Below are 11,886 nucleotides of genomic sequence, written 5' to 3' on the forward strand. Positions count from 1 at the left end.
CCTCATGACTGACAACCGCACCCTTGGCTTTTCCTCCCGTTCCATCCATGCCGGTTACCAGCCGGATCCCTACATGGGATCCATCAACGTACCGATCTACGCTTCCACCACGTTCCAACAGGACGGCCTCGCGCAGCTGCGCGGCGGCTATGAGTATGGCCGCGTGGCCAACCCCACCGTTCACTCCCTCGAGAAGACCCTCGCGGCGCTAGAGAACGCTGAATACGCCCGCTGTTTCGCCACGGGCATGGCGGCCGTCGATACCCTCATTCGCATCCTCGTGCGCCCGGGTGACCACGTGATTCTGGGCAACGATGCCTACGGCGGCATGTATCGCTTGCTGCACCACGACTATGGCCAGTGGGGCATCGAGCTGTCCATCGTCAACACCGCCGATACCGCGGCGGTAGAGGCGGCGCTGCAGGAGAACACCAAGCTGATTTGGCTGGAGACCCCGACCAACCCGGCGACAACAATCACGGATATCGCTGCGGTTACTAAGGCGGTCAAGGCGGCTGGCGACGCCCAGATCGTCGTCGACAACACCTTCGCCACGCCCTACCTGCAGAACCCTTTGGAGCTGGGCGCGGATCACGTCCTGCACTCCACTACGAAGTACCTGGGCGGCCACTCGGATGTGCTGGGCGGCGCGGTCGTGACCAACTCCGCGGAGATGGACGAGCGCCTGCTGTACTTCCAAGGCAACGTCGGTGCGGTGTCCTCGCCTTTCGACGCCTACCTCACCGCCCGCGGTATCAAGACCTTGGAAGTCCGCATGGATCGCCACTGTTCCAATGCGCAGGCCGTGGCTGAGTTCTTGGAATCCCGTCCGGAGGTCAAGCAGGTTCTCTACCCGGGCCTGCCCTCGCACCCGGGCCATGAGCTGGCGAAGAAGCAGATGCGTGGCTTCGGCGGCATGATGTCCGTGCGCTTCCACAGCGAGGAGCATGCCCGCCAGATTTGCCTCAACACTAAGCTCATCTCGCTGGCGGAGTCCCTCGGCGGCGTGGAGTCCCTCATCGAGCACCCACAGAACATGACGCACATCTCCGCGGAGGGCTCCGAGCTCGTGCCGCCGGCAGACCTCGTGCGCATCTCTGTGGGCATCGAGTCCATCGATGACCTGCTCGCGGACTTGGAGCAGGCCCTCGACGCCCTGGATTAAACCGCCGCGTGATTAGAGGGAAGTGAGCAGGGAGCCGGCCGTGCGGTCGGTCTCCTGCAGCATGAGCGGATCCGTGCCGGGCATGGGGGAGATGGTGGTATCCGGCCACTGCGAATAGGTGGGGATGCCCACGATGTGCAGGCGCGGGTCTTCGGCGCCGCCCGGGTTGACCACGCGGCGGTTCCATGTCGTCTCCGGCGAACCGGTGGCCTGGCCGTGGTCGACGAACGCGCGCACGCGCCCGTTGAGCGACACCGCGAGTGGATCGCCGGCACGGCGGACATCGGGGGAGTGCATCCAGGCGTCGATAAGCCAGGTGGAGGAAGCCTCGCCGTGCGCGGTGCACAGCGTGAACTTCTCGCCGATCTCCAGCTGGGGGCGCTGGCCTAGGAAGGTGACGAGGCCGGCGTCGACAAGCGCGAGCAATTGGCGGGTGCGGAAGAGCGGCGGGCCGGAGCCCACCATCTGCCCGAAGGCCATGAACTCCTTGTAGGTGCTGGTGCGGGACTCCCACGTCATCCGGCCTTCTGAACCGGCAATCGAGGAGGGCTTGCGCGCGGCCGAGATGGCCCACAGCGCGGACTTCAGCGGGGAGTCTGCCGCGGCGACGGCCTCCCGGATATCGTGGGCGAGGCCCTCGGCGATGTACTCGGTCAGCTCCGTGCCGTCGAAGTCCGCCAGCGGGTGCGCCCAGTGCGCTAGGTCGAGCGGCTCAGTTGACGCGCCGTCGAGCGCGACGCGTAGCTGGTCCGCCATGCCACGGAGATCCGGGGCGGTGAGCTCCGTGGAATCGATCGTGGTGAGGATATCCTCGAGCGGGCGCTGCAGAGCATCCGGTGCCACCCGCGCTTGGTTCTCGTAGTACTCGGCGTAGGCATCGCGCAGGATGTGCGGCAGTAGTTGCGTGCCGAAGTCCAGCTCGACCTCCGGATCCAGCGCGGCCACCGCGGCGCGGAAGCGGGTCAGCGGGGCCTTCGGCGGCAGCGCGTGGTATTCCGACTTCGGGATATAAGGGTAGCCGCGGCCGGAGGAGACGATGAAGTGCGGCTCCTCACCGCTGGGCTCGTAGCGCAGCCCGGAGCGCGTGGAGGGATCCTCCACAAATTCACCACCGCGGTCGATGGTGAGCAGCGCCATGACATCGAAGAAGCCCATGCCCAGGCCGCGGACCAGGACCTTCTCGCCCGCAGGGACCTCAGACACCGGCTGCTCCACGGGGTTATCCGGGCGCACCCAGTGCAGGCCGGAATCCGCAGCCTCCGCCAGTGCGCGCTCGGATTCGTTCAACGCAGGCACCTGCCAGCCATAGGCCAGGACGGTGGCGTCGGCGGTGACGGTAGTGCCGTCCGAAAGCTTGATGGCGTCCTGCTCACCGTGCTCCTCCACGGACAGCGCGCGGGCGCGGTGCTGGACGACGTCCACGCTCTCCGGCAGCTGAGCCAGCGCAACCTCGAAGACCCACTCCAGGTAGGCGCCGTAAAGCGCGCGGGAAGGGTTGGACTCGGGGCGGGTCTGCGCGAGCTCTTCGGCAAAAGAGGAGGCGAGCCCCTCGCGCGGCGGGTGGGAATCATAAAGCTCCAGCTTGGCGGGGGAGATGGAGGGGCGCTCGCCGCGCAGAAGCTGAATCCACTCGTAGAGGATGGGGCCTTCAAGTACCGGCGCAGTGGTCGTGGAGCCGGGCTCGGTGAATAGCGTGACCGCGCCAGCCAATGTGTTCATGCACAGCGTGCGGGTCTGTTCGGTGTCCCAAATGCGACCAGCGCCCAGCGGGGCATCATCGATGATGTGGAGCCGCAGGGGTGACTGAAGGGGGGTCGCGCGCAGGTGGGCTGCAAGGCGCTCGACCAGCGAGATACCACGCGGGCCGGCCCCGACGATGGCGATGGCGGGCATATAAATCAACCTCAAACTTTTAGACTGTGCTGTCTAGTGGAATAATACCGCTCAGTATGCGTTGTGTTAAATCCAGAGACGCACTGCACACCGACTATCTACTTTCTGAAAGCATTACCGTGAAAACTCTACGCGCACTCGCCGCCACCTTGGCAGCAGCCCTTGCCCTAGCGGGCTGCTCTGCTGCGGACCGGCCGGAAGGGGAGGACAACGTCCTTACCTACCTCGAGCCGCAATTCTTCCGCACGCTTTACCCGCCGGCCGCGGGCTTCTATCCCAACGGTGGTGTGGTCAACCAGCTGACCGACCGCCTCCTCTACCAAGACCCCGAAACCCTCGAGCTCTCGCCGTGGATCGCCACGGAGATGCCCGAGGTCAACGAGGATGCCACGGAATACACGTTTAACATCCGCACTGACGTCACTTACTCCGATGGCTCCCCGCTCACCGCCGAGAACGTCGTGGCCAACTTCGATCTTTTCGGTCGTGGCGACAAATCCCGCACGCTGACTAGCTCCGAGCAGATCGCCAACTATGACCACGGCGAGGTCGTGGACGAGGACACCGTGAAGTTCTACTTCACCCAGCCTTCCCCGGGCTTCCTGCAGGCCACCTCCGCCTACAACGCCGGGCTGCTCTCCGATTCCACCCTGGCTTTGGACAACGAGGGCTTCGGCCCCGGCAACGCGATCAACGTCATCGGCTCTGGGCCCTTCGTGGTGGAATCGGAAGAAATCGGCACGGACCTCAAGCTCAAGACCCGCGAGGACTACGACTGGGCCCCGCCGGCGGTCAAGCACCAGGGCCGCGCGGACATCGACGGCGTCCACTACATCCTCGCCGCCGAAGAGTCCGTGCGCACCGGCGCTATCCTCTCCGGCCAGGCCGATATCGCGCGCCAGATCTCCGCTCCGCAGGAGTCGCTGCTGAAAGAACAAGGCGTTGACATCGTCTCGCGCGGCACCAACTCCATGAACAACCAATTCGCCTTCCGCTTCGACCACCCTCTGCTGCAGGACAAGCGCGTGCGCGAGGCCATCATCCACGGCGTGGACCGCGAGGAAATCCTCCGCGTGCTCTTCTCTGCCTCCTACCCGCTCGCCACCTCCTCGGTGGCCAAGACCGGCCTGGCCTACAAGGACCAGTCTTCCGCTTATACCTTCGACCCCGAGGAGTCCAAGCGCCTCCTCGACGAGGCCGGCTGGGAGCCCGGCCCCGACGGCATCCGCGTCAAAGACGGCCAGCGTCTCGTCCTGCGCACCAACACCGCCTTGCCGCAGCCGCGCTCCAAGGAAGTCATGACCATGGTCCAGGACCAGCTGCGCGCCCTGGGCATTGGCATCCAGGTCAACGCCGGCGACCAGGCCACCCAGAACGCCGATGCCAAGGACATCAACAAGGTGCAGATCTACCACTCGATGGTGGGCCGCGCCGACTACGACGTCATCACCTCGCTCTACGGCATCAACAACCGCGATGCCTTCCTCAACCAGGACGCAGAGGGCAATCCCATCGACGAACACCTGCAGGAGCTTCTCGACGCCGTCCTCGACACCCCCGACAAAGAAGGCCGCATCAAGGCCACGGAAGAGGTCCAGGACTACCTCACTGAGCAGGCCTACGTGCTTCCGCTCTTCGAGGAACCTGTGGTCTACGCCGTGCGACCGGGCATCACTGGCTTTAGCCCGGAATCGGTAGCGCGCCCGTGGTTCTACGAGGTCAGCATCGACGCCGCGCCATCGGATGAGGAGGAAAAATAGATGACAACCCGCCAGATCTTCAGCCGCATTGGGCAGGCTCTCCTCGTGCTGCTCATTACTTACACCGTGGCCTTCCTGCTTCTGTCGGCGCTGCCGTCGGATGCCGTGCAGTCGCGATTCGGCGATCCCGCCCTGGGCCTATCCCAGGCGGAGATTGAGGCTATTCGGGAGGAGATGGGCGTCGACAAGCCGCTTGTAGTGCAGTACTTCACCTCCCTGGGCGGCTTCCTCACCGGGCACTTTGGTAACTCCACGCAGTCCGGCGCCCCGGTGGCTACGCTGCTTGCCGACGCCCTTCCCCACACCCTCATCCTGGCCATCAGCGCCATCGGCTTGGCACTCATCGTGGCCGTATTCGTCGCCTTCCTTGCCACGCTGCCCGGTCTCGGCGCCATCGGCTCCTTCTTCCGGGGTCTGCCTTCCTTCATGGTCTCGCTGCCCGGCTTCTGGATCGCGATCCTGCTCATCCAGTTCTTTTCCTTCCAGCTGGGCTGGGTGCGCGTTATCGAACCTGGGTCTGTCGAAGGCCTCATCCTGCCGACCTTGACGCTGTCCGTGCCCATGGCCGCACCGCTCATCCAGGTTCTGATTCGCTCCATTGATGAGACGCAGTCGCGGCCCTTCGTCCAGGCGGTGCGCTCTCGTGGTGCCTCGGAGTCCTGGATCTTCTGGCGCACCGTCCTGCGTAATTCGCTGCTGCCTACCTTGACCATGGCGGGCCTGCTCTTTGGTGAGCTCGTCGGCGGTGCCGTGGTGACCGAAACCGTCTTCGGCCGTACCGGCTTGGGCTACATGGTGGCCCAAGCGGTGGCTAACCGCGATACCCCGGTTCTGCTGGCGGTGGTTCTCATCGCCGCAACTTCCTACATCATCATCAACCTCGTCGTGGATCTGCTCTACCCGGTACTGGATCCCCGCCTGCGCGCCGGTTCCCCGAAACGCCGCGCTGCCGCCACTGAAGAAAGGACGGTGCGCTCATGAGTGTGACGTTCACCAAACCCCTGCGAACCTCGCGCCGCGCTCCCGCGGGGCAGGCCAACCCATGGCTCGCGCCGGGTTCCGTCATCGCCATTATCGTCCTCGCGGTGGCGTTCTTGGCCGCCCTGTTCCCGAGCCTGTTTACCTCGGCTGACCCGTACGCGGGCACCGACGTAGCCCTGTTGGCGCCGGGGGAGTCCGGCCACCTCATGGGAACGGACGCGGTGGGCCGAGATCTCTACGCGCGCATCGTCTACGGTGCTCGCCAGTCGCTCCTCGGCGCGCTGATCGCCGTGGCTGTCGGCCTCGTCGTCGGGACGCTGATCGGTCTTCTCGCCGGCTCCCTGCGAGGAGCGGTGGATAGCGTGCTCATGCGCGTCGTCGACGTGCTGCTGTCCATCCCCGGCATCCTGCTGTCGCTGTCGATCATCATCGTGCTGGGCTTCGGCTCCGTGCAAGCGGCTGTGGCCGTCGGCGCGACCTCGGTCGCGACCTTCGCGCGCCTAGCTCGCTCCCAGGTGATCACCGTGGCCAGCTCGGACTACATCGAGGCCGCATACGGCGCTGGCGCCACCCACGCCACCGTGCTCTTCCGCCACATCCTTCCCAATTCACTCACCCCGGTTATCGCCCTGGCTACCCTGCAGTTCGGTACAGCCATCCTGCAGCTGTCCATCCTCGGCTTCCTGGGCTACGGGGCCCCGCCGCCGACCCCGGAATGGGGCCTCATTATCGCCGAGGGCCGCGACTTCATGGCCACCGCCTGGTGGCTCATCATCCTGCCCGGCATTGCGCTGGTCGCCGTGGTGATGTCCGCCAATCGCCTGTCCCAAAACTTCCCCGTGGAGGCCTAACATGACTGTTATAAAAAATGCAGCGCAGCCCCTGCTCAGCGTGCGGGATCTGAACGTGTCCTATTCCACCGCAGGTGGTGACGTTTCCGCCGTGCAAGGCGTCAACCTCGAGGTTCACCCGGGGCAGATGACCGCCATCGTGGGCGAGTCCGGCTCCGGCAAGACCACCTCCGCTATGGCAGCCATCGGCTTGCTGCCCTCGAATGCCACCATCGATGCCGGAACCATCACCTTCGATGGCCGCGATATCACTTCGCTGCGTCGCCGCGAGTGGCGTGAGCTGCGTGGGCGACGCATCGGGCTGATCCCGCAGGACCCGAACAACTCCCTCAACCCAGTCCAGACCATCGGCGCCTCGGTGGAGGAGGGGCTGCGCATCCACAAGGTTGGTACTGCGGCCGAGCGCAAGGCAAAGGCGTTGGAGTTGCTGGAGCGCGTCGGCATCGATGACCCTGCGCGCCGCTATCACAAGTACCCGCACGAGCTGTCCGGCGGCATGAAGCAACGCGTGCTCATCGCCGCCGCTGTGGCGCTGGAGCCCGACCTCATCATCGCCGACGAGCCGACCTCCGCGCTCGATGTCACCGTGCAGAAGATCATCCTCGACCTCCTCGATGACATGCGCGCGGAGCTCGGCATGGGCATCCTCTTCATTACCCACGACCTCGCCGTGGCCGGTGACCGCGCCGACCGCGTCGTGGTCATGGAGTCCGGCCAGCTGCGCGAGGAGGGCCTAGCCGCCACGGTGCTGACGAACCCGCGCCACGACTACACCAAACGCCTGCTTGCCGACGCCCCCTCCCTCACCGTCGCCGACGCCGGCGCCGCAGCTAAGGCCAACGCAATCACTGACCGCGCGGCGGTCGAGCCCCTAGTGCGCGTCGAGGGCCTGACCCAGCGTTTCGGCGACTTCACCGCGGTCGATGACATCTCCTTCACCGTGGCCAAGGGCTCGACCCACGCCATCGTGGGCGAATCCGGCTCCGGCAAGACCACGACGGGGCGCAGCATCGCCATGTTCAACACCCCGACATCGGGCAACATCACCGTCGGCGGGCGCGACATCGTGGGTCTGCGCGGTAAGGCCTTGCGCGAAGAGCGCAACAACATCCAGCTGGTCTACCAGAACCCCTATGGCTCCCTGGACCCCAAGCAGACGATTGGCCAGACGGTGGCGGAGCCGCTGCGGAATTTGAAGGGGGAGCGTGCAAGCGCGGCCAAGGAAAAGGCCAAGGAGTTCTTGGACCTGGTGGCGCTGAACCCGGACTACTACGACCGCCGTCCGCGCGAGCTCTCCGGCGGTCAGCGCCAGCGCGTGGCGATTGCCCGCGCCATGATTGTAGAGCCGGAGCTGGTCATCCTCGACGAGGCAGTCTCCGCCCTCGACGTCACCGTGCAGGCCCAGATTCTGCGGCTGCTGGCCCGGCTGCAGGAGGAGCTCGGTCTGACCTACATTTTCATCTCGCACGACCTCGCGGTGGTCAACCAAATCTCCGATACCGTATCGGTGCTCTCGAAGGGCCAGCAGGTGGAGTGCGGGCCTACGGCAGAGGTCTTCAGCAACCCGCAGTCACCGTTTACCCGGAAGCTCATCGAGGCCATCCCCGGCTCGCGCTACCGCGCCGGCGACCTCAACCTGGGCCTGTAGCCTGGGCGAAAACGAAAGGATTAATTCATGGCAGACATCATAAACCTGTTGGCGGGTGTTGAGGGAGACGTGGCTCAGCTGCGCGAGCGCCGGCCCGAAGCAAAGGAGAACGCACAAGCCTCCTTCGCCGCGCTCCTCGAGCCTTCAGCGCCCGGCACGTTTAGCTATGCGGAGCGCTACGCTATCGCGACGTTTGTTGCGGGCGTGTATCAGGCGGCTCCTGCCGTCGCCTTTTATTCTGACCTGCTGGCGGAGGAATCGGAGGAGCTCGCCGCCGAGATAGCCCGCGCTGTAGAGCGCGGCATCACCAGCGGCCCGTACATCGATGGCGGCTTCACGCTTTTCGAGGGCTCACCGCGCCTCGCCGCCGCCCTTGACTTCGCCCACCTTCTGGTCTTCCACCCCAAGGACGCCTCCCCGGCTGCGATTGGTCACCTGCAGGCGGCCGGGTGGTCCAACGATGACATCGTGACGCTGGCGCAGCTGGTCAGCTTCCTATCCTTCCAGCTGCGCGTGGTGTACGGCCTCTCCGTGCTTGCCGGTGCCGCGCAGCCCGCGCCCGTGACTGAGGCGCCGCGCCCCACCCAGACCCCGGAGTGGGTGCCGGGGGAGGGGACGTTGGTGCCGGACGTCGCCAAGCCGCAGGGCTTCGTGGCGCACTCGCTGGGCTGGAAGCCCTGGGTGCCGCCGCAGCCGAAGGAGGAGTTCACGGACGCGCAGCGTGATGCGCTGATTAAGCCCGAGCGCATCGACATGGAGTACTTCCGCCTGCTAGCCCGCGACCCAGCAGCGCTCAAGGCGCGCACGCTCACGGACCTGGACATCTTCTACAACACCGACGGCGGCCTCGGCCGCGCCGAGCGTGAGCTGGCCGCCACGGTAGTCTCGCGCCTCAACGGTTGCGAGTACTGCGCGTCGGTGCACCAGCAGCGCGCGAAGGAGGAGGGCGGTGACGCCGCGGCGATTGACCGCCTGCTCGAGGAAGGCGTAGATGCTGACCTGGGCTCGGCGCAGTGGTCTGCCATCCGCGATGCCGCTCTGGCCCTGACCGAGTCTCCCTTTGCGTTCGACGCCTCCCACGTTGAGCGCCTCGAGGCCGTGGGATTCGATACCCTAGCCATCATCGATGTCATCAACTCCACCGCGTTCTTCAACTGGGCCAACCGCCTGATGCTGACGCTGGGGGAGCCGGATGTACCGAAGCGTTTCCGCTAACGAGAAGGAGGAACAACCATGGTGAAAACTGCCGTTGTAACTGGTGCGACGGGTGGAATGGGCGCGGAGATCATCAAGGATCTTGCCCGGGACCACCGCGTGTATGCCCTGGGCCGGCGCGCCGGGGAGCTGCCGGAGGCGGAGAACATCGTGCCGGTGGAAATCGACTTGCTGTCGCTTCTCGACGGCGCAGCGCTCCCCACCGAACTGGCTTCGCTTGAACGCGTCGACGTGCTCGTGCATGCGGCGGCGCGGGCGGATAAGCGCTCTGTGGAAAGCGCTAGGCCAGAGGATTGGCGCGCGCAGATGGACCTCAACGTGCACGTGCCAGCCGAGCTGACCCGCCAGCTTCTGCCCGCGCTGCGTGCGGCGGAAGGGCTTGTGGTGTTCATTAACTCCGGTGCCGGCATTCACTCCTATGGTGACAACGTCATTTACGCCGCCACGAAGCATGCTTTGTACGCGCTTGCCGACGGCTTGCGCCTCGGCGAGCTCGGCATCCGCGTGTCCACCGTCGCGCCGGGCCCGACGGATACCCCGATGCTGCAGGGCCTGCAGGACTACAACCCGGAGCATGTCATCGCCCCAGTCGAGGTGGCGAAGGCTATCCGCGCCACCGTTGATGCCGGCCCTACCACGCAGCTCACTGAGATCCGCGTGCGCCCACGCATTGAGCTAAACCAGCGCAAGTAGGTGGCGCGTTTTCTCTCAAGATGCGAAAAACCCAGCACACGGTACAGTTATGAGGCGTGTCCACCTCTCAACGCCGCCGCCCCGCCTATTTGGTGATCGCGGATTCGCTGCGGAGCAAGATTGAATCCGGCGAACTGAAGCCGGGTGATCGCTTCCCCACGGAGCGGGAATTGGTTCAGGAATACAAGGTGGCGCGCATGACAGTGCGCCACGCCCTGGACATCGTCCAGATCGAGGGACTTATCGACCGCAAGCGCGGGCGCACCGGCGGCACCTTCGTGCGTGCCACCCCGCCGACGTTGAGCCTGACGAGCGGGCGCAGCGCGCTTGACCAATTACGGGAGCATGGTCTTGAGGTTGAGGTGCGGGTGCTGTCGCTGACGCTTATTGAAACACCCGGGCACCTCGCCTCCACCTTTGGGATTGAAGAAGGCGATGCCGTGTGGGAATGCCGCACGGTGCAGATGACTGAAGGATCGCCCATCATGGCCTCCACGCTTCTTATCCCGCAGGCCTTGGCACCGCGCCTCACGGAAGAGGAAATGCAGAAGCCGCTGACTGAATTATTGACGGAGCTTGACCTGGCACCCGTATTTAAGCGGGATTCTCTCGTGGCCGCCACCGCGCGCACGGAGGAGCAGAAAGCCCTGGGCGTTGGACGCAACCAACCGGTCTTGCGCATTACGCGAACCGTCAAGGCAGAGGGCGGTGTCGTAGCTGCCCAGTTGGAAGAGACCCTGCGCCCCGATGCGGTCACGGTGGAAGTTGTCATCGGCGAGGACCCCACGCCGACCCTTGACTAATCACTATGAGTCTGCGACCCTGCGGGGGCAGCCGTCATTAGGTGTGTCCCTTTGGGGAGGCGTTAAAGCACGCCAACTCGTCAGCCATCTTTCGGTTGGCGGGTTTCGTTCTTTAAGGGCTTAACCCTCAGCGGGAAGCGCGTGAATCGTGCTCAAGGATCGCCGATATGCCCGCGTGCCTTGATGTGGTCTGCGGGTGGCAGTGTTGTCACTGGTGGTTAGCTGTTTCCTTTCTGCCGTTGCTGCGTGTGGTGGCTGTGGGTGTTAGCTGCTGTCGGGTGGTTCCTCTGGTGGTTGTCCTGCTTGTTCGGTGTTGAGTCTGGCGACTGCTTCCTGGTATTCGGGCATCGCGGTTATCGGTGTTCCCCAGGGTGGGATGAAACTAACCCCGGTATTCAGCCGGTACATGTAGCCGCGCCCGGTGGGTTTTAAAGGGTCATCATCGTTAATACCGTTGTGGTAGGCGCACAGGAAGGTCAGGTTCTTAATGTTGGTGTAGCCGCCTGCTTGCCAGGGGATGAGGTGATGGATTTGGCAGTAATCAGCTGGCTTATTACACCCAGGTCTTGAACACGTGTGGAATTCAGCGTGCAGGGTAAGGCGCTGTTTGAAGTTTGCCCCTCGTTCTAGCCGCCAGGTGTTAATGGGCCCTTCAATGGGGTGAACGATGGTGGCGTAGCCTATTTCGGCAAACTTGTGGGTTAAGAACTCGGCCCCTGTCATGCGCCCACCGTTGGTCAGGTTGAGCTCTATTTCGTCCCCGTCGCCGTTGATGATCTGGTCCAACTCGTTTAACGTGACGATGACTTGGGTACGCACCGCAGGCTTGGAACCGGTGCCCTCTTTGAAGAAGACGTCGTTGGCGGCTTGAAGCAGG

The 11,886-nt window shown here is 64.5% G+C and carries 10 protein-coding genes; 8 read left to right on the forward strand and 2 right to left on the reverse strand.

Features of this window, described 5'->3' with window-relative positions:
• The first annotated feature begins 4 nt into the window (after window positions 1-4).
• Window positions 5-1,165 (forward strand): cystathionine gamma-synthase, encoded by a 1,161-nt coding sequence (locus tag HMPREF2807_RS08765; protein ID WP_070511962.1) that lies wholly within the window; start codon window positions 5-7, stop codon window positions 1,163-1,165.
• A 12-nt stretch (window positions 1,166-1,177) separates the two neighbouring features.
• Here HMPREF2807_RS08765 and HMPREF2807_RS08770 read toward each other — a convergent pair whose 3' ends face one another.
• Entirely contained in the window at window positions 1,178-3,058 is a 1,881-nt protein-coding gene (locus tag HMPREF2807_RS08770) for an FAD/NAD(P)-binding protein (RefSeq protein WP_070511968.1), read from the reverse strand.
• A 56-nt stretch (window positions 3,059-3,114) separates the two neighbouring features.
• On the opposite strand from HMPREF2807_RS08770, the gene HMPREF2807_RS08775 reads away from it, so the two are divergent.
• Genes HMPREF2807_RS08775 through HMPREF2807_RS08805 form a run of 7 tightly spaced genes read left to right on the forward strand, consistent with a single transcriptional unit; the run spans window position 3,115 to window position 11,009 of the window.
• Window positions 3,115-4,818: a TIGR04028 family ABC transporter substrate-binding protein gene (locus tag HMPREF2807_RS08775; protein WP_118853194.1), complete on the forward strand. Its 1,704-nt coding sequence runs from the start codon at window positions 3,115-3,117 to the stop codon at window positions 4,816-4,818.
• Window positions 4,819-5,799: an ABC transporter permease gene (locus HMPREF2807_RS08780; protein WP_070511974.1), complete on the forward strand. Its 981-nt coding sequence runs from the start codon at window positions 4,819-4,821 to the stop codon at window positions 5,797-5,799. It begins immediately after the preceding gene.
• Entirely contained in the window at window positions 5,796-6,650 is an 855-nt protein-coding gene (locus HMPREF2807_RS08785; protein ID WP_046647321.1) for an ABC transporter permease, read from the forward strand. The genes HMPREF2807_RS08780 and HMPREF2807_RS08785 overlap by 4 nt, the downstream gene beginning before the upstream one ends.
• 1 nt (window position 6,651) lies before the next feature.
• Complete coding sequence (locus HMPREF2807_RS08790; protein WP_070511977.1) at window positions 6,652-8,298, forward strand: dipeptide ABC transporter ATP-binding protein; 1,647 nt, start codon at window positions 6,652-6,654, stop codon at window positions 8,296-8,298.
• Window positions 8,299-8,325: 27 nt separating this feature from the next.
• Entirely contained in the window at window positions 8,326-9,513 is a 1,188-nt protein-coding gene (locus HMPREF2807_RS08795) for an alkylhydroperoxidase domain protein (RefSeq protein WP_070511980.1), read from the forward strand.
• Window positions 9,514-9,531: 18 nt separating this feature from the next.
• Complete coding sequence (locus HMPREF2807_RS08800; RefSeq protein WP_070511984.1) at window positions 9,532-10,206, forward strand: SDR family oxidoreductase; 675 nt, start codon at window positions 9,532-9,534, stop codon at window positions 10,204-10,206.
• Window positions 10,207-10,262: 56 nt separating this feature from the next.
• A complete protein-coding gene (locus HMPREF2807_RS08805) occupies window positions 10,263-11,009 on the forward strand; it encodes a GntR family transcriptional regulator (protein ID WP_046647316.1) in 747 nt (248 codons plus the stop codon).
• A gap of 264 nt (window positions 11,010-11,273) precedes the next feature.
• On the opposite strand, the gene HMPREF2807_RS08810 is transcribed toward HMPREF2807_RS08805, so the two are convergent.
• On the reverse strand, window positions 11,274-11,886 hold a 613-nt coding region (locus tag HMPREF2807_RS08810), incomplete at its 5' end, for an HNH endonuclease signature motif containing protein (RefSeq protein ID WP_198531396.1).

It is taken from the genome of Corynebacterium sp. HMSC074A09 (assembly GCF_001811545.1).
Classification (GTDB): Bacteria; Actinomycetota; Actinomycetes; order Mycobacteriales; family Mycobacteriaceae; genus Corynebacterium; species Corynebacterium hiratae.